The organism is Amycolatopsis sp. lyj-23, assembly GCF_046549135.1.
In the GTDB taxonomy this organism is placed as follows: Bacteria; Actinomycetota; Actinomycetes; order Mycobacteriales; family Pseudonocardiaceae; genus Amycolatopsis.
On the sequence record NZ_JAJPWN010000001.1, the window covers coordinates 398,193 to 424,022 of the forward strand.

Sequence of the window (25,830 nt, forward strand, 5' to 3'; positions counted from 1 at the left end):
CGGGTCAGCTCCCGGCCGCGATCTGCTGGTCGGCCTGGGCCAGCTGGTCCTTGATCTTGCCGGCCTCGACCGTCCGGCCCGCCGCGACGTCGGCGAACATCGTCTTCATCGCGGTGCCGATGAGCGTCTCGAACTGCGACTCCTGGGGCACCTGCGGCATGGGCTCGGCGGTGGTGCTCAGGACGGACTGGAACACCTTGACGTCCTCGGTCTGGAAAGCCGGGTCACTGTAGGCGTCCTGGACGGTGGGCAGTGAGCCGTAGGTCTTGTTCAGCTGTGCCTGTTCGGGTGCCGACACCATGAACTTCACGAAGTCCAGTGCGGCTTGCTGGTTCTTGGTGCTCTTGAACACCGACAGGTTGATGCCCGCGACGAAGCTGGTGACCTTCCGGCTGTTCGCGGGCGGGCTGGCCGGCAGCGGGATCGGCGCGACGCCGATGTTGGCCAGGTCCGCCCCGATGTTCTTGAACGAACCGGCGGACGCCTGGTTCATGAACATCGCGGCTTTGCCGTCCGCCAGGTCCTTGAGGGACTTGGCCGTGTCGGCGTACTCCGCGTTCGACGGGTTGACGATCTTGTCCTTCTGCATGAGGTCGACGTACTGCTGGACGGCCGCGACCGCCGGGTCCGACGCCAGCTGCGGCTTGCCGTCCGGGGTGAAGAAGCTCGCCCCGTGCTGGGCGCCGAGGATGGCGGCGTGGTGGCTGTTTTCGGTCACCTGGCCCGCCTGCAGCGACAGTCCCCACTGCCCCTTCTGCGGGTCGGTGAGCTTCTTGCCGTCCGCGACGAGCTCTTCCCACGTCGCCGGGGGCGCGGTGATACCGGCGTCGGAGAACAGCTTCTTGTTGTAGTAGAGACCGTAGGCCTGACCGTAGAGCGGAACGCCCACCGGGGGCTGGCCGTTCGCGCCGGTCGCGGCCAGCGAGGGCCCGAGGAACCGGGACTTGCCACCGACCTTGTCGAGGGTGGCGTCGTCGAACGGCAGGAAAGCGCCGGTCGCCTGGAGCGACGCCGACCACGTGTTGCCGATGTTGAGGACGTCGGGCCCTTGGCCGGAGGTCGTGGCGGCCAGGATCCGGTTGAGCAGGTCCGACCAGGGCACGACCTCGAGCTTGACCTTGACGCCGGTGGCCTTCTCGAACTTGTCGAGCTCGGGCTGCAGGACCGCTTTGTCGTTGTCGAGGCTCGTGCCCTGGTTGGAGGCCCAGTAGGTGAGTTCCTTGGGGCCGTCGGCCGATGTGGAGTCGCCGCCACCACAGGCGGCGGTGGTGGCGGCGGCCAGCGCCAGGACGAGCGCTGACGCGGTGGTTCTCATTCGCATCTGAAGTCCTCGGGGTGCGTGGACGAGCCACGAAGGGTCTCTGTGACTCAGGACACAGCTTAATTCGCGCCTTGATTTAACTCGTGTGAACAAGAAGAGTCAAGGGTGTGAACCCGCTTCGTTCACGCCGTAGAAGAAGTGGTCACCGGGAGAATCCAAGCCATGACGCAGCGCCAACCGAACACCGTGGGCGCTGTCGGCCGGGACAACCGCTCGCTGCTGCTGCGCGCGCTGTACTTCAGCGCTCCGGCCAGCCGGCACGCGCTGGGAGCGGCCACCGGGCTGAGCGCGGCCTCGGTCGGCAAAGTGGTGCGCGAGCTGGTCGGCGAAGGCGTCGTGATCGAGGCCGGCTCGCTCGACTCCGACGGTGGCCGGCCGCGAAAGCTGTTGCGCATCGCTCCCGGCTACGGCTTCGTGGCCGGCGTGGACGTCGGCGAAACGAAGATCCGGATCGGGCTGTTCGACCTGGCCATGACCGAGCTCGCCGGAGCCGGCCGTTTCATCGACCTCCGCCGAGACAGTCCGGAAACGGTCGCTTCGCACATTCTCGCGGGCTTGACGACCGTGCTGGCGAAGAGCGCCGTTCCCCCCGACGCGGTCATCGGAGTCGGCGTGAGCCTGCCCGGCGGTGTACGGCGGATGCCCGGGATGACCGGCGACCCGCAGAGCCCCGGCTGGGACCCGGTTCTCCTCGAGGAGCTGCTGGGCAAGGGAACGGACCTGCCGCTGCACTTCGGCAGTCGCGCCGGCACCGCGGGACGGGCCGAGCTGTGGTTCGGCGGCGGCCGGGAAACGCCCGGCACGGTGGTCGCATGGCTGGGGTCGAACGTGGAAGCCGGTCTCGTTTCCGAAGGCCCCACCGCCCACGCCACCCCGGCGGGCGAGTTCGGGCACACCGTCCTCGTCGCCGGCGGGCGTCCTTGCCGGTGTGGCAGCAAAGGCTGCCTCGAGGCCTACGTCGGCGCGGAGGCGATCCTCGACCGTTTCCGCGAAGCGGGCGGGATCATCGCCGAAGACGCCGGCCTCGAACCAGCCCTCGCCGCCATCGTCCACGACGACCAGGGAACCGGAGTACTGGCCGAGACCCACCGCTACCTCGGCGCGAGCATCGGCGGCCTGATCAACCTGCTCAACCCCGCCCGCGTCGTGCTCGGCGGCTGGGCCGGCCTGCTCCTCGGCGAGCGCCATCTCGACGCCATCCGCGACGCTGCCCGCCGCCATTCGCTGAAGCACTCGTTCGCCACGGCCGAAATCGACCTGAGCAGCCTCGGCCCTGACGCCGCGACACGCGGTGCCGCCACCCTCCCCCTCGAGCACTTCCTGAACGGCTGAGGCAGGTCAACCGCGCTACATTCTGCGGATGACCTCAGCCCATCCGCGGGAGCTGGCCGACCTCGACCTGTACGCGGTCTGGGTCTCCGCGGCGGAGTTGACGGACCGGTTCGACCCGTTCCGGTTCGAACACCGGATGGCGGCCTACCGGCGCCTGATCGACGTCACGAACGCGAGCGGGCTGTTCGGGGCCGACAACCGGGACAACCCCCTGTGGGCCTGGACGTTCCAGCTCCAGTGGCAGTGCCGCACGGGGCGGCTGGGCGCCACCACCCGCGCCGACGGGACGATCGACCCGGACGCGCCCTGGGCCTACGGCAACTACACGCTGAGCGTGATCCCGTGGCTGGGCGCGGAGCGGGCCGGTGTGGTCGCTCCGCTCGAAATCGCCGACGCCCCCGGCACGGCCCGGTTCCGGTACGTGCGGGGCGGCGTGGTCCCGGCCGAGCTGGAGCCCAGCGTCGAGCAGTGGCGGCGCTACTTCGCGATGGTCACCGGCACCCGGGCCACGGCCGACTCCGAACCGCTCCGGATCGCGCTGTGGAAGGCGCACAAGACCTGTCTCGACGTCGTGGTCACGACGATCGCGGACATCGACCCGGCTCCGTATGCGCCGCTCGAACTGACGTTCCTGCGCGGCTGGTGCCGGATGGTCGACTACCTCGGGGCGGCGGCCTGGCGGACCGACTTCGGCTTCATGACCGAGCACGGCCTGGACGTGCTGCCGGAAATGCTGCTCGAACAGCGTTCCGACCTGCGCACGCTGCCGGACCGCGTCCGGCGCAACGTCGCCAACGTCATCCGCCTGGCCACCACCCCGCCCCGCCGCCACGCGCTGAACCTGTGGCTGTGGCGGCGGATCATGCGCACCCGGGCCGCCCGGGACGAGGTGCTGACCCTGCTCGACGCGGTGTTCGACCCCCGGCGGGACAACGCCACCGCCCGCCGGCGGCTGCTCGGCCACCTGCTGCGTCCTTGACCCAGGCGGGTTCCCCGTACTTCACCCGCCGTCCGCGGCACTCCATTGCCCGGAAACGGCGACCGGAGTAGCGTTCATCATGCGGACACATCGTCTCAATATCTGAGAACAGGAGTGGGCCATGGCCGGGAAGGACGTCTACACCCACGGCCACGCCAAGGTCGTCGTGGCGAGCCACGCGGCGCGCACCGCGGCCAGTTCGGCGGCCTACCTCCTGCCGCTGCTCCGCCCGGGCCTTGACCTGCTCGACGTCGGTTGCGGGCCGGGCAGCATCACGGCCGACCTCGCCGAAGCCGTCGCCCCCGGACGGGTGCGCGGGGTCGAGATCACCGAAGACCCGCTCCCCGCCGCCCGGGCGAACGCCGCTCGGCGCGGGGTGTCGGTCGAGTTCGCCGTCGACGACGCGTACTCGCTCTCCGACCCCGACGACAGCTACGACGTCACCCACGCCCACCAGGTGCTCCAGCACCTGTCCGACCCCGTCGCCGCACTCCGCGAGATGCGGCGGGTGACCCGCCCCGGCGGAGTCGTCGCGGTGCGCGACGCCGACTACGGCGCGTTCCGCTGGTGGCCCGAGGATCCACGGCTCGACGACTGGCAAAACCTGTACCGGGCCGTGGCCCGCGGCAACGACGCCGAGCCCGACGCCGGCCGGCGGCTGCTCGCGTGGGCCCACGAAGCCGGGTTCACCGAGGTCACGCCGTCCGCATCGGTGTGGTGCTACGCGACCCCGGAGGAACGCACTACGTGGGGCGACATGTGGGCCGAGCGGATCCACTCCTCCGTCGGCCGGATGGCCCTCGACCGCGGACTGGCCACGCAAGCCGACCTCGACGCCATCGCCGGGGCGTGGCAGAACTGGGCGGCACACCCCGACGGCTGGCTGATGATCCCGCACGGAGAAGTGCTCGCCCGCGCCTGACCGCGTCGGTCATTTCGAAGCAACGAAGCCGGATCAGCCCGGCCGCGGGGTACCGGACATTCTTCAGACCGGCGTGTCGGACGGCCACGTCGTGCCGGTCGCACAGCATGGTCTGCCACGTTCGTACGGCTGCCTATCCGCCGTGCCACCAAGGCACATCCGACTCGCCGAAGAGCAGCACGAACGTGGACACCGGGAAGCGCCCGTCCGGCGGGTGGAAGTCCACGGTTGCCTCGATTTCTTCGGCGCTGAGCAAGGTCAGCCCCGCTTCCCGAAGCATCTCGATGATCCGGTTCTCTTCCGCAGGCCTGTTCTCGGCGGAACCGGTGACCACGTCGGCACGCGCCAACGGCGTATCCGGATCTTCGCCGTAGGCCAGGAACGCGTACGGCCCCACGGCCGACAGCCACAGCAGCCAGGCCGACCGGCTCCGGCGATGCGGCGTCAGAACGTACGAGAAACTCACGTCGTCCGTCCGATCGGTCCACTCCTCGACGCTGAGGAATTCCGCGAACCGGCGCAGGAGTGACTTCCACGGGTCGTTCTCCTGAGCGTCGGCGAAGAATCCGTAGTACGGATTCCGAAGATCCCCGTAGGCACGGCGGGCATGCTCGAGGAACTCCCCCGACCGGTCTTCGTTCCCCATGGCGGACCGTGCATTCCTTTCCCGGACTGGGTGCTGACCCGGCGCCGACGACGGCCTCACCCCAACGATCCCGCCAGTGACGCGCGCGAAGCAAATGATTTGCAGCGCGTGCGAATTCTCGGGACGCTCACGACAAACCGGGGGGCCCATGAGATAGGCGCCCACGGTCCCTCCGCCGACGAGCAAGACATTGCCGGCAGGACGCGTCCGGCACACTCACCCCGAGGAGTCCGTCACCCGGCCAGTGCGGCGAGGTCGAACGCCTGCGGTGCACCGGCGAGGGTCGCTTTCGCGTCGGCGCCGATGCGGTCCAGGATTTCGATCTCGCCCGCTTCGAGTCCGTCGAGCGCCGATCGGGCGATGTCGGCCGGGTCGATCATGACCTCCTCCGGAAGCTCGAGCCCGGCCGCCCGCACGTAGTCGCGCAGGGTCTCGGTCGCGATCAGGCCGGGGACGAGCGCGGCCACCAGGGTGCCCTGCGGCTCGAGCTCCACGCGGACACCGTTGGTCAACCCCCACTGGGCGGACTTCGCGGCGGCGTAAGACGTGTTGCCGTCGACCGTCGTCCACGCCGTCGCGGACAGGACGTTGAGGATGGCGCCGCCGCCGTTGCGAGCGAGGATCGGGGCGAACGCCCGGATCATGGCCAGGGTGCCGTAGTAGTTCGAGTCCATCACCTGCCGGATCGCCCCGAGGTCGCCGGTCGTGAGGTTGCCCCCGGCCGTGAAGGCCGCGTTGTTGATCAGGACGTCCACATCCGGGGCGGCCGACGCCGCCGCGTCCACGCTCGCCTGGTCGGTGATGTCGAGGCGCAGCACTTCGGCGCCCGGGAGGTCGACGAGCTCGGGACGGCGTGCGGTGGCATAGACCTTGGCGCCCCGCCGCAGCAGTTCCTTCGCGAGGTGGTGGCCGAGTCCGCGGTTCGCACCGGTGACGAGCGCGGTCGCGCCGTGCAGCTTCATGATCTCCTCCATAACATGACCGTCTGGTCAACTTAAGCCGAAGCTACACCTAAAATGACCAGGGGGTCAACTTGCTAGAGTGAGGCATGCCGTCAACCGCCCGTCGCCTGCGCTCCGACGCGATGCGCAACCGTGAACGCGTCCTGGCCGCGGCCGAGGAAGAGTTCGCCGAGCACGGCATCGAGGCGTCCGTCTCGGACATCGCCCGGCGCGCCGGGGTCGCCAAGGGGACCGTGTTCAGCCACTTCGCGACCAAGGAGGAGCTGATCGTCGCGGTCGTGGCGAACCACCTGGCGGAACTGAAGGACGTCGCGGAGCGGCTGACGGAAGCCCCGGACCCCGGCGCGGCGCTGCTGGAATTCCTGACGGTGGCCGGAAACCGCCGCCGGCAACGCGACCTGACGTTCCTCATGTCGGCCAGCGCCGACGACGCCACGGTCACGGAGATCAGGAACAGCCTGCACGCGGACGTGACCGCGCTGGTCGACCGGGCGCGCGCCGGCGGGGCCATCCGCCCCGACGTCACGGGCACCGACGTGTTCCTGCTGATCTGCGCCCCGGTGCACGTCGTCGAATACCTGCCCGGAGCCCCTGCGGACCTGTGGCTGCGCTACCTCACGATCATCTTCGACGGCCTCCGGCCGGAGGGCGCCAGCCCGCTCCCCCGTCCGGCACCGGACTGGACCTAGGGCCCCGAGCTGGGCACTCGGGAACGTTCCTCCGGCACCTCGAGCGCTCTCAGGTAGGCAAGAACGGGTCCCAGCGTCTCGCCTCGCCGGGAGACGACGATCAGGTCGGGACCGCTGACGTCGGCGATGGGCCGGTGGACGAGCCCGGGGATCGGGACCGGTTCGAGGTCCAGCGGGACTACCGCCGCCCCGATACCCGCGGCGGCCAGGGTGAGCACCCCGAGAGTGGACGGCACGAATCGCACGGGGCCGCTGTGCCCGGGCGGGCGGAGCTTGTCGAGGAGCAGGTTGCCGTCGTCTTGCGGGCTCGCCGGGAGAATCAGGGTCTCGTCGATCAGATCGGCGCTGGTGACAACGGGGTTTCGAGCCAGCGGGTGTTCTTCGAAAAGACCGGCGCTGAGTTTGATGGCGCGCCGGAAAGTGGAGACCGTGTCGTCGTCCGGAGTGAGGTCGAGGTTCGGGGTGTAGCCGAGCTCGATGCTGCCGGCGTGCAGTTGTTCGAGGACAGCGGCGGGCGACAACTCGACGACGTCGAGCGCCACGGCCGGGTGCCTTCGGCGGAACGCGCGCATGTCGAGGGAAAGCACTCCGCTGAACGCGGCAACACCCGCGAACCCGATGCGCAACGAGCCCGCCTCGCCCAGGACGAGCTGCCGCGCGACGTGCACGGCGCGGTCGGCTTGGTCCAGGATCCGGCGCGCTTCGGCATCGAACACGCGGCCGGATTCGGTGAGCTCGACCGACCGGCTCGACCTGATCAGCAGCGGGCCGCCGATCTCGGCCTCGAGCTGGCGTATCTGCGCGCTCAAGGTGGACTGCGTGACGTACAGCCGAGCCGCCGCGCGGCTGAAGTGCCGCTCGTCCACCACCGCGGTGAAGTACCGGAGATGGCGAAGTTCGACCATGCTGCTCCTAGCATCGTTGCGAGCGATTGGTTGATCGTATCCATCGGTTGGACCGATTGTCGAGGACGCGCCAGGCTGAAGGCATGACGCACTCAGGGACGGCGGCGGGCCTCCAGGACGAGCACGACATCGCCGCGTTGATGACCGGCTGGATCCACCGCGACGTCGGCGACTGGAACGCCCTCGCCGGCCTCTTCCACCCCGGAGCGACGATCAGCCTGAGCTGGTTCACCGGGACGTCGAGCGAGTTCATCGCCGGCTCGGCCCGCATGGCGGACACCGACCTGCGGACCAAGCACGTCGTCGCGTCGCCGGTGATTCGCTTCGATCCGGCCGGAAACCGTGCGGTCACCGAGACCAACGCCATCGTGGTCGCGGAAAACACCGCCATGCAGCTCGGGGCGGTCGCCCACACCCGGTTCCTCGACCGCGTCGAACGCCGCAACGGTCGGTGGGCGATCAACGAGCGGTCGGCCTTGTACGACTTCAGCTACTTCACCTTCCCGGCCGGCCCGGTGCCCGTCGCGTCCGACCAGCTGAGCCGGTACCGCCCGGAGTGCGCCGCGTTGGCCTATGTGCTGGAGCGAAGCGGCTTCCCGGTGACGGAGACCTTCGTCGTACGCGGCAGTACCACCGAACGAGATCTCAAGAGCGCAGCGGCCATGTGGCTCGATGCGGCCAGCGCCCGCTGACCGGAATCAGTTCGCCCCCTTTTCTCGGCAGGAGAACCATCATGAGCTACCTCGAGGCAGCAGACCACGCCGACATCTTCGTCGAGCACCGGTTTGCCGAACACACCGTCGACCTCGGCGAAATCCGCATGAACTACGCCGTCGCGGGAGACTCCGGCAAGCCGGCTGTGCTCCTGATCCCGGCCCAAACCGAATCGTGGTGGGGCTACGAGGAAGTCATGGCCGTGCTTTCGCAGGACTACCAGGTCTTCGCCGTCGACCTGCGCGGGCAAGGCCGCTCCACCTGGACCCCCGGCCGGTACAGTCTCGACCTGTTCGGCACCGATCTCGTTCGCTTCATCGACACGGTCATCGGCCGCCCCGTCATCGTGTCAGGCCTGTCGTCCGGTGGCACGATTTCCGCCTGGCTGTCGGCTTTCGCCCCGCCCGGACAGGTCATGGCGGCTGTCTACGAGGACTCGCCTCTCTTCGCCTCCGAAGCCAGTCCCGCGGTCGGCCCATCCGTCCACCAGGCCATGGCGCCCGTGTTCCGGCTCTGGCACAAGTGGCTCGGCCCGCAGTGGAGCATCGGCGACTACGCCGGCCTGCAAGCCGCGCTCCCCCGGGAACTCCCCGGCTGGATGCTCGCCGCGTTCTCCCGCATGTCCGGCCGGTCCGGCCCGCCGAGCCCGCAGATCCCCCAGACGATGCGCGAATACGACCCGGAATGGGGCGATGCGTTCGCGTCCGGCCGCGCCACCGCCGGCTGCGACCACGAAAACCTGCTGCGCCACGTGAAGGTGCCCGTCCTGTTCACCCACCACTTCCACCACATCGACCCCGGCACCGGGAATCTGCTCGGCGCACTGACCGACCTGCAGGTCGCCCGGGTGCGCGAACTGGTCGAAGAGGCGGGCAACAGCTTCACCTACCGCGCCTTCCCCACGATGCCGCACTCGATGCACGAAGCCGACCCGGCCACCTACGTCGCCACGGTCACCGAATGGCTGAGCACCCTCGACCTCCCACCCGCCCCCTGACAGCGGTCTTCTCGCCGACACACCGGAACCTCGAGATCAGGAGTCCCCTCATGGAACTGACCGGACGAACCGTCTTCATCGCCGGCGCCACCTACAGCGCCACCAAGGCGGCCGTGCACTCGTTCACCGAGAGCCTGCGCGCGCAGCTGGCGGGGACGTCCGTCGAGGTCGTCGAGCTGATCCCACCGGCCATCCGCACCACGTTGATGAACCAGCAAGATGATGAGCGCGCCCTGCCGCTGGACCAATTCGTCGACGAGGCACTGGCGATCCTCGGCCAGGACGGCACTACCGAAGTCCTGGTGCCAGCGGTGATGCGGCTGCGCAACGCGACCGTCGACGGCAGTTACGACGCCACCTTCGCCGCGCTGTCGAGCTACACCCCGCAGTGACCCTGCGGTCGGTGCTTCGCCGTACTTTCGGTCGCACAGGAAGCCGCGCCGGAAGGCGCTCTGCGCAGTGCTAGTTCCGGTCGAGGTTTCCGACGACGGATTTGGCCATTTTCGCGACTCCGCCGCAGCGGTCGCCGGCCCAGTAGTTGCCGGGCAGGTCCTTCCCGGTGATCTCGAAGGTGAGCATCGCGTTCACATCGCCGATGGGGTCGGCCACGAGGGCGGCGACCTGGTCTTTCGTCAGCAGACTGCACGGGTCGGCGTCGAACTTGGCCAGGTCAAAGGGGTTTGTCGACCTGATCGAGTGGCAGTGGCGCACCGGTCTGGGCCGGGGCGCGGCACAGCCGAGGGCTCGTGTCCTCATGCCGGAGCCGCGGTGGGTTCGATTTCGCCATTGCTTCTCGTTGTCCATTCCGGCTTGCTGCTGCATAAACCGCAACTCCCGCCCGGGTGCAGTCATGACAGCATCACGAAGCAACGCATTCGTCCCCCTACTCCAGGTCCCGCCAACGTGACGGAAACTGCCCACCCGGCACCCTACTGTGCGACCAGTCCGGCGCTCGCGGGCCGTGACCTCGGGGCCCTTTCAGGCGAGGCTGCGCCCGCTCGCGGAGGCGAACCGGAACTCCACGCTCACCGGCAGAGCCTCCAAGTCAAGCGCCTGTTGCAACCGGGGCAGCGGCTCCGCCGCCAGGTGTTCCTGGAACTCCTGCGGGTCAGCGTCGTGGTTCAGGGTGATCACCAGGGCGAGTGCCGGAGCTTCACGTGATCCCGCCAGTGTGGCGCGCGCCTGGTGGACGCCGGGATGGGCGCGCAGTTCCTCGGTGAACGGGACGACGGCGGTGCCTGCGGCCAGTTCGGTGCGGCCGCGGTCCGGTTCGGTGTCGAAGCGCCACGTCCGGGCCGACGGCCGGCGGGTCAGCTGGGCGAGGATCCACCGCAGGGCCGGCAATCCCAGCAGCACCGCGGCCGCGGTGGCGGCGTACCAGCCCCACGTCGGCGGTGCGGCCGTGCCGGGCACCAGCGTTGCCGCCGGGTCGAGGACGTGCAGGCGCCCGAAGTGCGTCGCCAGCGCGAATCCGCCTGCCGCCAGCAGGAGCAGCCCGAGCAGGGCCAAGACCGTGCGGTTGAGCCGGGCCGGTCGGTTGAGGTCGGTCATGTCGTCCTCCTCGGGGCGCGGACCCGCACCTTCACCGCGGGACTGGTGGCCGGGCCGATCCGGTCCAGCCGGTCGGCGACCGCCGTGCGGACGGTCTCGGCCAGGCCGTCGGGACGGGTGCGGGTGGTGTCGATGCGGACCTTGATCCGCCGCCGGCCGAGCCTCACCCGGGCCGTGGAGACGCCGTCGACGCCGGCTGCCGCGGTGCGCAGGGCCGTGCGGTAGCCGCCGCGGGCGACGCCGGAATCGAATCGCCCGGCCAACGGCAGCACCGTGGCCGTCCCGGGCACGATCGCGGCGAGCAGCAGCACCACGCCGGCCAACGCGAGCAGGCTTCCGGCGACGGCCGTCGCGAGGTCGGTCCAGTGCAGATTGTGCAAGGTGGCAGCGACGGTGTCGTAGTCGATCCAGGCGCGTTCGCCGAGGATGCGCTGGATGGCGCTCACCGCGACGAGCACGCAGGCGGCCAGCAGCACGAGCGCGCTCAACAGGGCCGGGACGCTGCGGCGTGGACGGCGTTTCATTCGACCCTCCGGGACCTGGCGGCGGCGCTGTGCAGGGCGGTGACGGTGATGTCGACGCGGGTGACGGTGAGGCCGGTCAGCTCCTCCGTGCGGCGCTCGAGGTGACGGCGGGCCCGCTCGGTCGTCCGGGTCACCGAGGCGGGGTAGGCGATCGAGAGGCGCACGTCCAGTGTCACCTCGCCGCCGGTGACGTGGGCGGTGACCTTGGCGGACCGGTCCGGGTCCTCGGCACCGAGGCTGACGCCGAGGACCCGGCCCGCGGCGCCCCCGACATCGTCGACTTCCCGCAGCGCGTGGGCGGCCAGGCGTTGCACGGCCTGTTCGGCGATGGTGAGGGCGCCGCGTTCGAGGGTGGCGGTCACGGTGCTCAGCCCCGGTCGCGCCCGGACAGCCGGGACAGGTCGAGCTTGCCGTCGAGGACGCGGCCGGCCAGGAACCCGATCGCGCCGAGGACGGCGACGGCGGCGAACGCCCCGAACCCGCCGAACGCGACGGCCAGGCCGAGCACGAGGCCGGTCAGCAGGCCGAGCTGGGTGGAATTCACGACACCTTCTCCTTCGCTTGTTGCTCCACAGTGGACTGTTCGACGAGGTCCGCCAGGATGACGTGCACGGCCCGCCCGCGGACGCCCGCCGCGGCCCGCACGGCCGCGGCGAGCTCGGCGGCCACCACCGGAAAGCGTGCGGTGACGGCGATGGTGACGTCCTCCTCGCGAACCCGGACGCCCGCCACCCGCCGCGCCGGGCCGAGGGTGGCGACCTCTCCGAACCGGCCGCCGTGCAGGCCGGCCACGCCGGGCACGGCCAGCACGGCGGCGGCGATCCGGGCGGCGTCGGGCTCGGCGGTCACTGCACCCGGCCGGTGTCGGTGTGCTCGCCCTCGTCGTCATCCGAGGGCAGGTGCAGGTCGCCGACGTGGATGTTCACCTCGACCACCTCCAGGCCGGTCATCTGCTCGACCGCGCCGATGACGTTGCGGCGCACCGAACGCGCGAGGTCGGCGACGGAGACGCCGTACTCGACGACCAGCTGCAGGTCGACGGCGGCCTGCTTCTCCCCCACCTCGACCGACACGCCCTGGCCGGCCGAGGCGGTCGCGCCCGGGATCCGCTCCCGGATCGCCGAGAACGCCCTCGCGGCACCCCCGCCGAGGGCGTGCACGCCCGGGATTTCGCGGGTGGCAAGGCCGGCGATCTTCTGCACCACGACATCGGAGATCGACGTCGAGCCCTGAGCGCTCACGAGCGCACCTTCGGTCTTCACGGCGGGCTGGGCGGAGGTGGTCTGCGCGGGAACCTTGGCGGCAGCAGCGGTCATCGTGGCGTCTCCTTCGCACGGGTCTGATGTTTGTGTCGGCGGAGGAACCGGCTTCGGTTTTCTCCACACAGGACAGACACCCGTGCGGGAGGATCGTCACGACCGAATCGTGTGAACCACGCCACTTCGCGGCGATGGCTGTTCAGGCCTCGGTCATCGCCCAGCGCACGACCTTCACCAGGCTGTGCCCGGCGAGCCGGACGACGGTCGCTTCGGCGACCGGCAGCCGCGGGAGGCGCAGGTGCGGGCGCGTCCACGCCGGCAGCGTCGCCACCGCCGAGGCCGCCAGTGCCGCATAGGGAAGCCGCGCCGGCCACGGAACCGGCGGGGTGAGCAGCAGGAACCGGGCGGCTTGCCGGGCTTCCGGGGTGCCGCGCAGCTCGGGCCGGTACGCGGCCAGCGCCAGGTCGAGCCCGGCCCGGGTCACCGGCGGGTCGGGCACCCCGAGCGCCCGGGCGATCACGGCTGTCTCGGCGACGTAGGAGTCGCAGCCCGCCTCGTCGAGGGGCTGCGCGCCGTACCGCTGGTGGGCACGCAGGAAGCTGTCGACCTCGGCGATGTGCACCCACGCCAGCAGCCGCGGGTCGTCGGCCCGGTAGGGCCGCCCGTCCGGGGCCACTCCCCGCACCCGCCGGTGGACCGCACGCACGGTCTCGACCGCGCGCCCGGCGTCCTCGGCCGTGCCGAACGTCGTCACGGCGAGGAACGTGCTCGTGCGCTGCAGCCGGCCCCACGGATCGCCGCGGTAGCCCGAGTGCGCCGCCACCGCCGCCATCGCCAGCGGGTGCAGCGACTGCAGCAGCAGTGCGCGCAGGCCGCCCACGAACATGGCCGTGTCCCCGTGCACCCGCCGGATCGCGCTGTCCGGCGCGAACCAGCGTTCTCCTGGGGCGCCGTGGATGCGGGCGCGGTTGCGCGGCCCGTCGGGCCCCGCCACCCGGGCGAAAAGTGCGTCGCGCATCCGCGCACGGACCAGCGAAACCCCCGGCGGGAAGTTCGGCGGCATGGCACCTCCACTGCGTGGCGTCGAGCCGTCACCGGAAAACGCGATGCAAATCCGATGCAGGTTCGAGCCCATCTCTAGAGTCGGGCGGCCTCCACGGCGGGTCGCCCAACCCTGACTCTACCTGCCTTTATCCCGTTCAGCGCGCGAACAGACGGCCAGCAGCGCCACGGGCTCCGAGCGGACGACAGCCTCTCTCGTTAGGCAGTCACGGTCGCGACGACTTAGGTTTGCACCGATACTGCATCGATAGGGGAAGGACGTCGCATGACCGACAGCAGCCCGCGCGCCGCGTGGTGTGGTCCTCGTCCCGCGAGCAGCCGGTGTGCGGCGTCCCGGATCTCATGAGCCCTCGCCAGCACGTCGGTGACCGCGTGGACCACCGCCTGCGGGGTCAGCCGGTGCGGGTCGAGCACGCTGCCGGTTCCGCTGCGTTCGAGGTCGTGGGCCACCGCGAACTGGTCGCTGGAGAACGGCAGGGCGACCGCGGGCACCCCCGCGGCCAGGCATTCGGTGAACGAGTTGTTGCCGGCGTGGTGCACGACCGCCGACGTCCGCGGCAGCAGCGCCCGCTGCGGCACCTGGTCGGCGACCTCGACGCGGGGCTCGGCGGCGAACGCCGCCCGCACGCTCGCCGTGCGGTTCCCCGCGGCCACCAGCACCGCTACGCCGGGTACCTCGACCAGCCCCCGGACGACGGTGCTCAGCACGTCGTCGCGGGCGGAGAGGAAGGTGCCGAAGGACACCAGCACGAGCCGGCGCCGTCCGCCGCCGGTCAGCCGGTCGACCCGGCCGGCCCACTCCTCGGGCAGCCGCGCGTCGCCGACGTCGCTGCAGTGCCCGGCGAAGAGCCGGGCCGGCGCCGGTGGCAGCGGGGGCAGCCAGCGCAGGTCCGGGTAGTTGAACAGCACCGCCTCCGGCGAGGTCAGGCCGAAGGCGCTGCGCGGCACCGGACGGCCGGGTGCGTGCTCGGCCAGGAACCGGGCGAACAGCTCGGTGAAGAGCCGGTCGTTCGCTTCGACCTCGGCCCGCAAGCCGGCCAGGTCTTCTTCGGCAGGCCGGAGGGCGCGCGGCCAGTACGGTGGCAGCCCGAAGAACCGGCCGGGACCGTCGATGACGTAGCCGGGGTGCCCCGGGCAGTAAGCCGCCCAGCGGCGGCCGAGCGCGTGCACGGCCAGCGTCACGGCGTAGGCGAGCTGGTCGACCAGGTACCAGTCCGGGCGAAGGCGGTCGTCGAGCGCCCGGACCGACGCCAGGACGCCTTCGGGGTCGGGCAGCATGTCCGCCCGCCGGTGCCGGGCCTGCGCCAGCAGCGCCGGTACGGCACCGGCGCGAGTCGCGTCGAGGAACTCCGCCAGCCGTCGCGCGCCGGCCGCCTCCTGGCGGGTGCGCTCGGCGATCCCCGTGTTCGCGTTGTCCCCGAAAGCGAAGGGCTCGAAGGGCAGCCCGTGTTCGAGGGCGAGTTCCGCGAACGCCGGGGCGCAGGCGAACGTGACGTCCGCGCCTTCCGCCGCGAGCGCTGCGGCAACCGTCGCCATCGGCCGCGCGTGCGACGCGAACGGCGGACTCACCACCACGACCCGCGATCCCACCACACCGAACTCCTTCCCGAGCCCCGCCGACCCTACGGCCCGACTGCCGGAGCAGCACAGTGACCATTCCGAACCTCGGCACCGCCGTCCCGGCCGACCCGCTGGCGGCTCTTCGGGACTGGCCGAGCACCCCCGATCCCGCCGCGCTCAACGAGATCCGCCGGGCCTTCCACCCGGACTTCGCGGGCCTCGCCCTCGTCGAGTACGCCGGCGAGCGGCCCGCACCGGACGACCCGGACGCGCAGGTGGCCGCGTTCCGGGCGATGGCTCGCGAAGCGCGCCGCCCCAGCCCCGGCGAGGTGCTCGAGGCCGTTCCGGCGACCGGCACCGGCCTGCCGGGCGAGCTGGCCGCATCGATCGCCGTCGACCTCTTCGCCGCCGCGGTCGCCGCACACGGTCCGCTCGCCGCCGCGGCCGCGATCCGGGTGGCCTTCGAGCACGCCACGCCGAGCCGGGCCGCCCTCCTGCTGGAGCTGGCCGAACGGCACGGTCTCCGCTGCCTGCCGGCCGGCGCCGTGCTCGCCGGCCGGCTCGACGACCGCCGGTACCGGCACGCCGCCTGGCGCTACCTGTCCCAGTGCGGCGGGCAGCCGGCGGCGACGGACGCGCTGGCCTCGGCCCACGAGCGGGCCGAAGACCCCTACGAGCACGCTCTGACCGCGGTTTGCCTGGCCCGGCAGGACGAAACCGCGGCGAACAGTCCTTTGTGGACCTGCCCGCCGGCGGACCGGCCCGGGCTGACCGTCGCGCAGTCGATGCTGCTGGGTTCGTTCGACCAGCCCGGCGCCGGGGCCAGCGGCGGCCTCACCGTCCTCTTGCGACACCTGGGGAACGCCCTGCCCCGCCACGCGGGAATCGCCCGGGTCGTCACGGTGACGCTGCTCGGCCACGACCGGCTGCGCGAGCGCACCACGCTGCTGGACGCCGGCGGTGACGGGCACGTGGTGCTGCGGCTGCCGGTCGACGCGCCCGGCCAGCCGGCGCAGGCAGAGCTGTCCCGGCTCCGGCCGTCGATCACGTTCCTCGCCCGGCACCTGCTGCGCCTGGCGGGCTGCACTCCCGACGTGGTCCACGTGCGCTACGCCGACGACGGGTCCGTCGCCATCGCGGACGCGGCCCGGGCGATGGGCGCGCGGACGGTGTTCACCCTCACCGCCGATCCGCACCGCTCGCTGGCCGAACGGCACCGGCCCGGCCCCGCCGGCGACCGGGCCGCCGCCCGGTTCGACCTGCACCGGCTCTACGCCGCGGACCGGCTGGTCGCGGCCGCCGACACGGTCCTGGGCCTGCCCGGGCGGCCGGACGGCGAACTCGTGAAGTACTTCCCGCAGCTACGCGGACGCGAGGAGCCGGAATCCCCGGCCGAAGGCATCCCCCGGCTGTTCCCGACGGCCACGGCCGAAGCGCGCCAGCAGCAGCTCACCGCCTCGCTGTTCGCCCCCGGCGCCGGGCTGCCCCGGCTCACCGAGGCCGCCCGGGCGCTCCCGATCGTGCTGTGCGTGGGCCGGCTGCACCCGGTCAAGCAGCAGGACCTGCTGGTCGAGGCCTGGCTCACCCGCGGCCTGTGGCAGCACACCGCACTCGTGCTCGTCGGCGGGGACACCACGAACCCGACCGGCGAGGAAAAGCAGCTCCTCGACCGGATCCTGGACCTGTACCGGGGGTACCCGGACGCCGCCGGCCGGCTCGCGATGCTGGCCGCGCTGGACAACGACGACGTCCGCCTGCTCGAACACGGCCTCACGCACCGGCTCCCGGCGCCGACGCCGCACCTCTACGTCTGCCCCAGCCGCAAGGAGGAGTTCGGCATCGCGGTGGTCGAAGCCATGGATGCGGGCCTGCCGGTGCTCGGGCCGCGCCGCGGCGGTCTGCGCCACTACATCGAGCACGGGCGCAACGGCCTGCTCGCCGACACCTCGGGCCTCACCCCGTTCGGGGACGCGCTCACCGCGTTCGTGCGCGGGGCCGCCGACGACCCGGCGCGGGCCCGCGCGATGGCCGCCGCCGGGCGCGACACCGTCGCCGGCCGCTTCGGCATCCACGAGGTCGCGGGGCGGTTCGCCGCGGTCTACCGGCGCACCGCAGGCCGGCCGGTCCGGGACTCGCGATGACGTCGGCTCCGCACGCACCCCGCTGCGCGGTGCTGGGCGCGACCGGGTTCGTCGGCCGCGCGCTCGTCGCCGACCTCGCCGCCGCGGGGCACCCGGTCCGGGTCCTCTCCCGCACGGCGGAGCACGGCTTCCCGCACCGGATCGGCGTGACGCTCGGGGACGCCGCGGACCCGCGCGCGCTCGAGACCGCGTGCGCCGGCGCGGACGTGGTCTTCCACCTCGTGCACTCGCTGGCCCACGCGGACTTCGCCGGCCGCGACCGCGTCATCGCGCAGCGCCTCGCCGCCGCGGCCGCGGCCGCCGGGGTCCGCCAGCTCGTCTACCTTGGCGGGCCACGGCCGGCGGACACGACGTCGCCGCACCTGGCGTCCCGCTCCGAGGTGGCCGGCATCCTGCTCGACGGCGAGGTCCCGGCGATCGCGCTGCAGGCGTCGATGATCCTCGGCCGCGGATCGGCCGGCGTCGAGTTGCTGTCGCGCACCGCCCGGCTGCCGGTCCGGCCGCGGCCCCCGTGGACGGCCCGCCGCAGCCGCCCGGTCGCACTCGCCGACGTCCGCCACTACCTGCAGGCCGCGGCCGGCCACCCACCGCTGCGGGGCCGGTTCGACGTCAGCGGGCCGGAAACGATCAGCTACGACGACCTGGTGCGGCGGTGCGCCCGCCTCTTGCGGCGGCCCGCCGCGCTCGCCCTGCCGTCGCCGTTCTGGTCCCACGGAACCGCCGCGCGGATCGCCGGGCTGACCTCTCCCGTGCCCGCCGCCGTCGCGGGCCCGTTGTTCGCGTCGCTGGAGCACGACCTGCTCCCGGCCGACACCCCGGTCGAAGCCGTTCTGCCGCCACCGCCCGGCGGACCGGCCAGCCTCGACAACGCCCTGCGCGCCGCCCTCGGCGTTCCGGTGCCGGAGGCCCCCGCCGGTCCGGCGTACCAGGAGGAGCACACCCGGCTCGCGAACGCCGGCCGGCATCGGCTGTGGCAGGCGATCACCGCCCTCGGCGGCGACCACGGCCGCTTCCCGCCCGCACTGCCGTGGGCCCTGCGCGGCCTGCTCGACGGGCTGCTCGGCGGTCCGGGGGCCTACCGCGGACGCCCCGACCGGCCGGTGGCCGGGGACGTCGTCGACTTCTGGACCGTCCGCCGCCGCGACGACACCCGGTGCGAGCTGGTGCTGACCGCCGACATGCGCCTGCCCGGCGACGCCGAGCTGACCCTGCGCGCGGACCAGGCCGGCTCCGGGAGCCTGCTGCGCCAGCGAGTGCGGTTCACCCCAGCCTCACCGCTGGGCCACGCCTACTGGCACCTCCAAAAACCGGCACACGACCAGGTGTTCGCGTGGCTCGCCCGCTCGATCGTCCAAGACGCCGAACGCCGAACCTGACAAGCCCGCTCGGCTCGCCCCAGAGCGGTCACCCGGGGCGAAACCTCACGTGTGCTGGGACTGCCAGTAGTCCATGGCGCCTTGCAGCACCGTGCGGAACAGGTGGAAGTTCACCGGCTTGAAGACGTAGCTGTCCGCGCCGAGCCGGTAGCAGCGGTCGATCTCCGCCGGGCTCGTGGACGAGGTGAACACGATGATCGTCACCGCGGCCAGGTCCGGGTCGGCGCGCAGGTCGGCCAGGACCTGGTGCCCGTCCCGGCCCGGCAGGTTCAGGTCGAGCAGCACCAGCGCCGGCCGGTCGGCGCCGGCCTCGGTGAGCCGGGCGATCGCCGCGTCGCCGTCGCCGGCGAACTCCAGCTCCAGCTCCGGGTGGCTGCGGGCCAGCGCCCGCCGGATCGCCTCCTGGTCTTCGGCGCTGTCCTCGACCACCAGGACCAGCCGCTCGTTCGGCGTCACGCGACCGCTCCCGTGTGCCGGATCGCCAGTACCGCGGCGTCGTCCCCGACCAGGTACCGGCCGCCGCCCGCGACCAGCGCCTCCAGCAGGTCCGGCAGCTCCAGGCCGGACAGGCCCGCCAGGGTCGGCGCGAGGTCGGTCTCGAAGAACCGGCCCTCGGGGTCGCGGGCTTCGGTCAGCCCGTCGGTGTAGAGCACGAGGGTGTCCCCGGGACCGAGCCGGGCGGCAGCCGGGCGCAACCGCAGCTCCGGCAGCACTCCGACGAGCCGACCCGAGCAGGCCGGCTCGTCGACGGTTCCGTCGCGGCGCAGCACCAGCGGGGGTGGGTGGCCCGCGGCGAGCAGGGTCACCGCGACCCCCGTCGCCTCCACCGGGCGGAACGTCGCCGTCGCCAACGTGAGGAAGCGGGTCACGTCGTGGCGAAGCAGCTTCGCGTTCAGCCCCACCAGCGCGTGCTCGGCCGAGCCGCCTTCTTCCAGCGTCGTCTCCAGCGTGTGCCGGGCCAGGCCGGTCAGCGCGGCGGCCGGCGCGCCCCGCCCGCAGACGTCGCCGATCAGGGCGGTCACCGTCCCGTCGGAATGCGGCACCACCCCGTAGAAGTCGCCCCCGACCTCCAGGCTGTGGTCGGCGACGTTGTACGTGGCGGCCAGCTGCAGCCCCGGCACCGACGGCAGCACCGCGGGCAGCAGGTGCTGCTGCAGGGAAAGTACGTCGCGACGACGGCGGTCGTACAAGGTCGCGTTGTCGATCGCCAGCGCCGCCCGCCCGGCCAGGTTGCGCAGGAACGAAAGGTCGGGGCGCCGCCGGGAGCGCGCGCCGTGGAAGAAGCTCAGCAGGCCGACATCGCGGCCGTGCGCCCGCAGCGCGCTGATCGTCACCAACGGCAGCCGGATGTCCGCCGGCAGCCCGGAGGGCCGCGGCAGCTCGTCCCACGGCGCCGCATCCGTGCCGTCCACCACCTTCTCGCCCGCCCAGCGCCCGGCGCGCACCGCACCGGCCAGAGCCTGTTCGCGGTGGGCGTCGACGTGGGCGACCGCGATCGGCACCATCCGCCCGTCCCGGCGGACGTGGATCACCGCGCCGTCGGCGAGGCCGGGCACGGCGATCCGGACCACCGCGCGCAGGGTGTCGTCGATGTCGAGCGACGCGCTCATCCGCAGTGAGGCTTCCGCGAGGATGGCGTCACGGGCCTGGCGATCGTCGAGCTCGCGCAGCCGGCTGGAGTGCTCGTCGGTCGCCACGATCACGTCCACGACCTGGTGCAGCGCGGCCACCAGGGACTCGGCCACCGGCAGCTCCGCGGCCGTGCCGAGCGCGAGCACCCCCCGCTCCCCCTCCGCGATCGCGAAATCCACCACCACCAGCCCGGTGGCCCCGGCTCCGGCCAGCCGCCCGGCCAGCGCGGGCGTGACCACGGCGACCTCGGCCGACGACAGCTGTGCGATCGCGCGCTCGGCCGGCGAGGGTCGTCCGGCCACCCAGTCGAGCACTTCGGCGGCCAGGCCGGGCGGCTGCGTGCGCAGCCCGGTCCCGTCGGCCCAGCGGGTCACCAGCACCGTCCCGTCGGCGCCGAGCCGGGCGCCGAGGACGGCGCGGGCCCCGGGCAGCGTGAGCAGCCCCGAGTACAGCTCGTCGGACAACCCTTTCGTGTTGACTGCTTCGAACGCGGCACGCCACAGTGCGTGCAACCGGACCGTCCACGAGTCGTCGGGATGGGTGGACACGTCGGCGGCTCCGCTCCTTCGAGGTGCCGCGACTGCGGCGAGCCCACTGTAGAGTTCCGCCACGGTCGCGGCCGCACGCCACGGCCGGACGAGGAGCGAGATGGACGACACGGCGGGGCCCGAGCCGACCGAGCGGGAACGGGCCGCCGAAGCCGCGTTCGACCTGTCCGTGTGCGTGAACGAGCCGATCCACCGGCTCGGCGGGATCCAGTCGTACGGAGCGCTGCTGGCCGTCGACGACGGCGGGCGCATCGAGGTCGCCAGCTCCACCACCACCCGGCTGCTCGGCCGCGCGCCCGGCGAGCTGATCGGCACGCGACTCGCGGAGCTGCTCGGCGGCGACGGCGTCGCCGCCGTCGAACAGACGCTCGCCGCCCCGACCGGCGACCGTGGTCTGCTGCCGCTGCGCGTCCCCGCCACCGGGCCGGAGTTCGACGTCACGGTCTACCGGGCCGACGGGCGCCTCGTCCTGGAGCTGGAGCCTCCGGCCGCCGAGCGTCCCTTCCGGTTCTCGCAGTTCTACCCGTCCGTGCGCGCCGCGCTGACGCGGCTGCAGCACGAACGCACCGTGGTCGACGTCTGCGCGGCCGCCGTCGCCGAGATCCGGGCGCTGACCGGGTACGACCGGGTCGTCGCCTACCGGTTCGAGGGCCGGTCCGGGCCCGGCGAAGTGATCGCCGAGGCCGTCGCCGACGGCTTGGAGCCGTGGGCCGGGCTGTGGTTCCCGGCCAGTGACATCCCACCCCAGGCCCGCCGGCTCTACGAACGCAACTGGATCCGGGTGATCCACGACGTCGACGACGACACCGCCGCGCTGCAGCCGCCGGTCCTGCCCGGTGGCAGCGTCCCGCTGGACCTCTCCGACTCGACGCTGCGCACGGTGTCTTCGTTCCACCTGGAGTACCTGCGCAACATCGGCGTGGCGTCGTCGATGTCGGTGTCGCTGCTGCACGAAGGATCCCTGTGGGGGCTCATCGCCTGCCACGGGCTCCTCCCGCGCCGGCTCGACGCCGAGGTCCGGGCGGCGTGCGAGTTCTTCGGCGTCACGTTGTCCCTGCAGCTGGCCGCGCTCCAGGAAGCCGAAAACGCCCGGGCCCGCCAGGCGGCCCGGACCGCGCTGACCGAGCTGATCCCCGCGCTCGAAGCGGAACCCGCGCTGTCGCTGCCCGGCAACGGCGGGCTGCTGGCCGCGCTGGTCCCCGCCGACGCCGTCGTGGTCCGCCTCGGCGACCGCGCTTCGGTCGTGCACGGCGACCTCGCCGCGGCTGCCCTCGATGCGCTGTGGTCCGCGCTGCCCGGCCTCGCCGCCGGGGAGCTCTGGGCGTCCGAGTGCCTCGGCGAGCACGCTCCCGCGCACGCCGAGGCCGTGAGCGGGGTGCTCGTCCTGGCGCTGGGCAACGGCGACCTGATCGCCTGGACCCGGCGCGAGCGGCGCGCCGGCCGCACCTGGGCCGCCGACCCCGCCGCACCCGTGCGGCTCGGACCGCACGGCGAACGGCTCACCCCGCGGGGCTCCTCCGCCGTCCACCAGGCGGTGATCCGCGGCCGGAGCCTGCCGTGGACGGCCGCGGACCGGGCCGTCGCGACCGACCTCGGCCGGGCGTTCACCACGATCGCCCTGCGGCAGGCCGCCCGCCTCACCGAGCTGAACGCCCAGCTGCGCCGGGCCAACCGGGACCTCGACACCTTCGCCCACGCGGCCGCGCACGAGATGAAGGAACCCCTGCGCGGGATCGCCGCCAGTGTCGCGTTCATCGGCGAAGACGCCGGCGAAACCCTCGACGCGACCACCCTGCGCCGGCTGGAGACGGTGGAGAGCCTCGCCAACCGCATGGACGAGCTGGTCAACTCGCTGCTGCACTTCGCCCAGCTCGGGCAGGCCGAGCTGCAGCGGGAACCGGTCGGCCTCCGTGCCGCGGCCGGCCGGGCCGTCGAGATCGCCGGCCCCCGGCTCGCGGAGAACGACGTCGAGCTCACCCTGCCCGCCGCCGAAGCCGTGGTGTCCGCCGACCCCGCCCGCCTGGAAGAGATCCTGATCAACCTGCTCGTCAACGCGGCGAAGTACGCCCGCGCCGAGCACCCGCGCAGCGTCGAAATCGGGCTGGCCGCCGAGCCGGGACGGGCGCCGGCGGTGTTCGTGCGCGACAACGGGATCGGCATCCCCGAGGTCCACCACGACGACGTCCTCAAGCTGTTCCGCCGGCTGCACGCCAAGGACGCCTACGGCGGCGGCCACGGCGCCGGGCTCGCGATCGTCGACCGGATCGTCGACCGCCACGGCGGACGGCTGTGGCTCGACTCGGCGCCCGGACGAGGCACCACCGTGTGGTTCACCCTGCAGCCGGAACCCGAAGTCCTGAGCTGACCGGGCCGGCGTTTTCCGACCGGAGCAAATACCGGACCGGCGAAGACCCATCACTGGAAGCCGTTCGGACGACGGACCGGGGCGAACTGCGCGGAGACCGTGAGGGGCCCGCGCTCATGACCTGCGCGTGTGCCCAGCTTCCGCGCGTGAGTGCGGTGAGCAACACGGAGTGCACGCGAAGGGGCGGGAACGACCTGGGCTTCAACGGTGGGTGGCCAAGACACTCCCATCGCGCCGACCGGCCGGCGAGCACTGGCGACCTACCGGGTGGCGAGCCGGGAATTCCCGAGACATTGCCGTGCCGGCACCGCAGCGAACCGCGGCAACCGGACAATTGCGCCCCGGTGAACCACCGAACCGCGGCTCGTGCCCGCCGGAGCGATGTTTTCCCGCGTTTCCCCGGGAAACCGGGGACGCCCGCTGCCGGTCCCCTTAAGCTGCGGCATCGGCACGCTCGCGAGGGGAACGAGGAAACGGCGTTGTACGCGGAAGAGCGGCAAAGGATCATCGTGGAACGGTTGCGCGTGCACGGCCGGGTGGAAGTCGTTCCGCTGGCGGCGGAATTCGCCGTGACCGCCGAAACCATCCGCCGGGACCTGACCGCCCTGGAACGGATGGGGCACGCCCGCCGCGTGCACGGTGGCGCGATTTCCCTGGACCGGCTGTCCTTCGAACCCGCGGTGGGCGCGCGGCGGGCGGTGATGACCGCGGAGAAGACGCGGATCGCGCGCGCCGCGCTGGGTGAACTGCCCGAAGTGGGCACCATCCTCATCGACGCCGGCACCACGACCGAATGCCTGGCCGCGGAACTGCCGGCGGACCGGGAACTGACCGTGGTGACGAACTCGGTGAACGTGGCGCTGTCGCTGCACGCGCGGCCCAACCTGCAGGTGGTGCTGGTCGGCGGCCGGCTGCGCAGCACGACACTGGCCACTGTGGATGACTGGGCGCTGCGGGCCCTGCGGGACACGTTCGTGGAGGTCGCCTTCATCGCCACCAACGGCGTCTCCGTCGAGCGCGGGTTGACCACACCGGACCTCGACGAAGCGCTGGTGAAGCGGGCCTCGATCGACTGCGCCCGCCGCCGCGTCCTGCTCGCCGACCACTCCAAGGTGGACAACGTCTTCCTGACGCGGTTCGCCGACCTGTCGGACATCGACACCTTCATCACCGATGCCGGGATCGACCCGAAGACGCGGTCGGACATCGCCGCCGCCGGACCGCGGGTCATCGCCGTCTGATTTGCGGCCGGCGCATTCGCGCGCGCCATTACTCCGTTCGGCGTCGCCAATTCCGCGAAATCGTCGAATTCCCCGGATTTCCCGGCGACGCACCCGGGGCAATGGCCGCGCTTTTCACCGACCTGAATCCAGGCCGGTTCAGACCACGAGCACGCGCGGTCCGGCGGCGGCGATCGCGCCGACGCACTGCGGGTCGGCGTGGTCGTCGGTGATCAGGGTGTCGACCTCGCCCAGCGCGCCGAAGCGGGCCAGCCGGTCCTGGTCGAGCTTCGTGTGGTCGGCCAGCAGCACGGTTCGCTGCGCGGCCACCATGGCCGCGCGTTTCACCATCGCCACCGCCCCGTTGCGCACGGTCATCCCGTGCCGCACGGACACCCCGTCGGCACTGAGGAAGGCGACGTCGACGCGGGTGTCGGCCAGCGTGCGCAGCGCCCAGCTGTCCACCAGGGCCAGCGAGCCGCCGCGGACCCGGCCGCCGACCAGCATCAGGTTCAGGTCCGGGCGCGCGCTCAACGCCACGGCCACGGCCACCGACTGCGTGACGATGGTCAGGTCGCGGCCGGACGGCAGCAGCCCGACCAGCTGCGCCACCGTGCTGCCGGCGTCCAACAGTATCGAGCCGCCGTCGGGCACCTCGCCGACCGCGGCCTTCGCGATCCGTTCCTTCTCCGCGTGCATCTCGCACAGCGAGCCCCACTCGCCGGGCGCGTCCGGGGTGCCCGCGCCCGGCCGCACCGGCACGACGGGGATCGCGCCGTCGGGCACCCGGCGCAGGGTGCCCTCGTGTTCCAGAGCCGTCAGGTCGGACCAGACGGCCTCGGTGCTGACGCCGTGCTGCTCGGCGAACTCCGGGACGGTGAGCCCACCGTACTCGCGCACCCAGCGCGCGATCGTCCGACGACGTTGCTCCCCGTCCACTCTCACCACCCCGTTGTTGCTGAGACCTGCGTGATCGTAAGTCAAAAACCGGTGGGGGCAACCCGTGCGGCGGCACAGTTGCACGCGCGTACCGATCCGGTGGGCCCGATGGCCACTGTTCCGGTCTGGGGGAAGCCCTACACCCTCCCGGCCGATAATCCCGGTACCGCTCGACGCGACCACGAA

The 25,830-nt window shown here is 72.3% G+C and carries 27 protein-coding genes; 11 read left to right on the forward strand and 16 right to left on the reverse strand.

Features of this window, described 5'->3' with window-relative positions; all coding sequences use genetic code 11:
- Positions 1-4 precede the first annotated feature (4 nt).
- Positions 5-1,321 carry an ABC transporter substrate-binding protein gene (locus ACLJPY_RS01880; protein WP_410586211.1) on the reverse strand — a complete coding sequence of 439 codons (1,317 nt, stop codon included), beginning with the start codon at positions 1,319-1,321 and terminating at the stop codon, positions 5-7.
- Positions 1,322-1,483: 162 nt separating this feature from the next.
- On the opposite strand from ACLJPY_RS01880, the gene ACLJPY_RS01885 reads away from it, so the two are divergent.
- From ACLJPY_RS01885 to ACLJPY_RS01895, 3 genes are all read left to right on the forward strand, one after another.
- Positions 1,484-2,653, forward strand: a complete 1,170-nt coding sequence (locus tag ACLJPY_RS01885) for an ROK family protein (protein ID WP_410586212.1) — start codon at positions 1,484-1,486, stop codon at positions 2,651-2,653.
- 28 nt (positions 2,654-2,681) lie between these two features.
- Positions 2,682-3,632, forward strand: a complete 951-nt coding sequence (locus ACLJPY_RS01890) for a Leg1-related protein (protein ID WP_410586213.1) — start codon at positions 2,682-2,684, stop codon at positions 3,630-3,632.
- A gap of 121 nt (positions 3,633-3,753) precedes the next feature.
- Positions 3,754-4,554 (forward strand): methyltransferase domain-containing protein, encoded by an 801-nt coding sequence (locus ACLJPY_RS01895; RefSeq protein ID WP_410586214.1) that lies wholly within the window; start codon positions 3,754-3,756, stop codon positions 4,552-4,554.
- A gap of 133 nt (positions 4,555-4,687) precedes the next feature.
- Here ACLJPY_RS01895 and ACLJPY_RS01900 read toward each other — a convergent pair whose 3' ends face one another.
- Together ACLJPY_RS01900 and ACLJPY_RS01905 are read right to left on the reverse strand one after the other, a co-directional pair.
- A complete protein-coding gene (locus ACLJPY_RS01900; RefSeq protein WP_410586215.1) occupies positions 4,688-5,200 on the reverse strand; it encodes a hypothetical protein in 513 nt (170 codons plus the stop codon).
- 233 nt (positions 5,201-5,433) lie between these two features.
- Positions 5,434-6,162 carry an SDR family NAD(P)-dependent oxidoreductase gene (locus tag ACLJPY_RS01905; RefSeq protein ID WP_410586216.1) on the reverse strand — a complete coding sequence of 243 codons (729 nt, stop codon included), beginning with the start codon at positions 6,160-6,162 and terminating at the stop codon, positions 5,434-5,436.
- A gap of 86 nt (positions 6,163-6,248) precedes the next feature.
- Between ACLJPY_RS01905 and ACLJPY_RS01910 the strand changes: the two genes are divergently transcribed.
- Complete coding sequence (locus tag ACLJPY_RS01910; protein ID WP_410586217.1) at positions 6,249-6,851, forward strand: TetR/AcrR family transcriptional regulator; 603 nt, start codon at positions 6,249-6,251, stop codon at positions 6,849-6,851.
- Here ACLJPY_RS01910 and ACLJPY_RS01915 read toward each other — a convergent pair.
- On the reverse strand, positions 6,848-7,756 hold the full coding sequence (locus ACLJPY_RS01915; RefSeq protein WP_410586218.1) for a LysR family transcriptional regulator: 909 nt from the start codon (positions 7,754-7,756) through the stop codon (positions 6,848-6,850). The two genes, ACLJPY_RS01910 and ACLJPY_RS01915, sit on opposite strands and share 4 nt — an antisense overlap.
- 83 nt (positions 7,757-7,839) lie before the next feature.
- Here ACLJPY_RS01915 and ACLJPY_RS01920 point away from each other — a divergent pair, with 83 nt between their 5' ends.
- Genes ACLJPY_RS01920 through ACLJPY_RS01930 form a run of 3 tightly spaced genes read left to right on the forward strand, consistent with a single transcriptional unit; the run spans position 7,840 to position 9,859 of the window.
- Positions 7,840-8,448 (forward strand): nuclear transport factor 2 family protein, encoded by a 609-nt coding sequence (locus ACLJPY_RS01920; RefSeq protein WP_410586219.1) that lies wholly within the window; start codon positions 7,840-7,842, stop codon positions 8,446-8,448.
- Positions 8,449-8,489: 41 nt separating this feature from the next.
- Positions 8,490-9,467, forward strand: coding sequence for an alpha/beta fold hydrolase (locus ACLJPY_RS01925; RefSeq protein WP_410586220.1), 978 nt, complete (start codon positions 8,490-8,492; stop codon positions 9,465-9,467).
- Between the two features lie 50 nt (positions 9,468-9,517).
- Positions 9,518-9,859, forward strand: a complete 342-nt coding sequence (locus ACLJPY_RS01930) for an SDR family NAD(P)-dependent oxidoreductase (RefSeq protein ID WP_410586221.1) — start codon at positions 9,518-9,520, stop codon at positions 9,857-9,859.
- Positions 9,860-9,929: 70 nt separating this feature from the next.
- Here ACLJPY_RS01930 and ACLJPY_RS01935 read toward each other — a convergent pair whose 3' ends face one another.
- The 9 genes from ACLJPY_RS01935 to ACLJPY_RS01975 form a co-directional block, all read right to left on the reverse strand.
- Complete coding sequence (locus tag ACLJPY_RS01935; protein WP_410586222.1) at positions 9,930-10,271, reverse strand: hypothetical protein; 342 nt, start codon at positions 10,269-10,271, stop codon at positions 9,930-9,932.
- Between the two features lie 174 nt (positions 10,272-10,445).
- Complete coding sequence (locus tag ACLJPY_RS01940) at positions 10,446-11,018, reverse strand: alkaline shock response membrane anchor protein AmaP (protein ID WP_410586223.1); 573 nt, start codon at positions 11,016-11,018, stop codon at positions 10,446-10,448.
- Positions 11,015-11,542, reverse strand: a complete 528-nt coding sequence (locus ACLJPY_RS01945) for a DUF6286 domain-containing protein (protein ID WP_410586224.1) — start codon at positions 11,540-11,542, stop codon at positions 11,015-11,017. The genes ACLJPY_RS01940 and ACLJPY_RS01945 overlap by 4 nt, the downstream gene beginning before the upstream one ends.
- Positions 11,539-11,913 (reverse strand): Asp23/Gls24 family envelope stress response protein, encoded by a 375-nt coding sequence (locus tag ACLJPY_RS01950; RefSeq protein WP_410586440.1) that lies wholly within the window; start codon positions 11,911-11,913, stop codon positions 11,539-11,541. The genes ACLJPY_RS01945 and ACLJPY_RS01950 overlap by 4 nt, the downstream gene beginning before the upstream one ends.
- Positions 11,910-12,086 (reverse strand): hypothetical protein, encoded by a 177-nt coding sequence (locus ACLJPY_RS01955; protein WP_410586225.1) that lies wholly within the window; start codon positions 12,084-12,086, stop codon positions 11,910-11,912. The genes ACLJPY_RS01950 and ACLJPY_RS01955 overlap by 4 nt, the downstream gene beginning before the upstream one ends.
- Positions 12,083-12,391: a hypothetical protein gene (locus tag ACLJPY_RS01960; RefSeq protein WP_410586226.1), complete on the reverse strand. Its 309-nt coding sequence runs from the start codon at positions 12,389-12,391 to the stop codon at positions 12,083-12,085. Before ACLJPY_RS01960 ends, ACLJPY_RS01955 begins: the two co-directional genes overlap by 4 nt.
- Positions 12,388-12,858 carry an Asp23/Gls24 family envelope stress response protein gene (locus tag ACLJPY_RS01965; protein WP_410586227.1) on the reverse strand — a complete coding sequence of 157 codons (471 nt, stop codon included), beginning with the start codon at positions 12,856-12,858 and terminating at the stop codon, positions 12,388-12,390. The genes ACLJPY_RS01960 and ACLJPY_RS01965 overlap by 4 nt, the downstream gene beginning before the upstream one ends.
- 142 nt (positions 12,859-13,000) lie before the next feature.
- Positions 13,001-13,864 carry an oxygenase MpaB family protein gene (locus ACLJPY_RS01970; RefSeq protein ID WP_410586228.1) on the reverse strand — a complete coding sequence of 288 codons (864 nt, stop codon included), beginning with the start codon at positions 13,862-13,864 and terminating at the stop codon, positions 13,001-13,003.
- Between the two features lie 221 nt (positions 13,865-14,085).
- Positions 14,086-15,456 (reverse strand): glycosyltransferase, encoded by a 1,371-nt coding sequence (locus ACLJPY_RS01975; protein WP_410586229.1) that lies wholly within the window; start codon positions 15,454-15,456, stop codon positions 14,086-14,088.
- A 56-nt stretch (positions 15,457-15,512) separates the two neighbouring features.
- On the opposite strand from ACLJPY_RS01975, the gene ACLJPY_RS01980 reads away from it, so the two are divergent.
- Both ACLJPY_RS01980 and ACLJPY_RS01985 read left to right on the forward strand, forming a co-directional pair.
- The gene (locus ACLJPY_RS01980; RefSeq protein WP_410586230.1) at positions 15,513-17,564 is read left to right on the forward strand and encodes a glycosyltransferase; all 2,052 of its coding nucleotides are present in this window, start codon (positions 15,513-15,515) and stop codon (positions 17,562-17,564) included.
- A complete protein-coding gene (locus ACLJPY_RS01985; protein ID WP_410586231.1) occupies positions 17,561-18,940 on the forward strand; it encodes a DUF2867 domain-containing protein in 1,380 nt (459 codons plus the stop codon). The genes ACLJPY_RS01980 and ACLJPY_RS01985 overlap by 4 nt, the downstream gene beginning before the upstream one ends.
- Before the next feature lie 45 nt (positions 18,941-18,985).
- On the opposite strand, the gene ACLJPY_RS01990 is transcribed toward ACLJPY_RS01985, so the two are convergent.
- Together ACLJPY_RS01990 and ACLJPY_RS01995 are read right to left on the reverse strand one after the other, a co-directional pair.
- Positions 18,986-19,396: a response regulator gene (locus tag ACLJPY_RS01990; protein ID WP_410586232.1), complete on the reverse strand. Its 411-nt coding sequence runs from the start codon at positions 19,394-19,396 to the stop codon at positions 18,986-18,988.
- Complete coding sequence (locus ACLJPY_RS01995; protein WP_410586233.1) at positions 19,393-21,120, reverse strand: PP2C family protein-serine/threonine phosphatase; 1,728 nt, start codon at positions 21,118-21,120, stop codon at positions 19,393-19,395. Before ACLJPY_RS01995 ends, ACLJPY_RS01990 begins: the two co-directional genes overlap by 4 nt.
- 100 nt (positions 21,121-21,220) lie before the next feature.
- Here ACLJPY_RS01995 and ACLJPY_RS02000 point away from each other — a divergent pair, with 100 nt between their 5' ends.
- Together ACLJPY_RS02000 and ACLJPY_RS02005 are read left to right on the forward strand one after the other, a co-directional pair.
- Positions 21,221-23,485: an ATP-binding protein gene (locus tag ACLJPY_RS02000; RefSeq protein ID WP_410586234.1), complete on the forward strand. Its 2,265-nt coding sequence runs from the start codon at positions 21,221-21,223 to the stop codon at positions 23,483-23,485.
- Between the two features lie 479 nt (positions 23,486-23,964).
- On the forward strand, positions 23,965-24,726 hold the full coding sequence (locus ACLJPY_RS02005; protein ID WP_410586235.1) for a DeoR/GlpR family DNA-binding transcription regulator: 762 nt from the start codon (positions 23,965-23,967) through the stop codon (positions 24,724-24,726).
- 138 nt (positions 24,727-24,864) lie between these two features.
- Here the strand turns inward: ACLJPY_RS02005 and ACLJPY_RS02010 are convergent, their stop codons facing one another.
- Positions 24,865-25,644 (reverse strand): DeoR/GlpR family DNA-binding transcription regulator, encoded by a 780-nt coding sequence (locus ACLJPY_RS02010; protein WP_410586236.1) that lies wholly within the window; start codon positions 25,642-25,644, stop codon positions 24,865-24,867.
- Positions 25,645-25,830 lie beyond the last annotated feature (186 nt).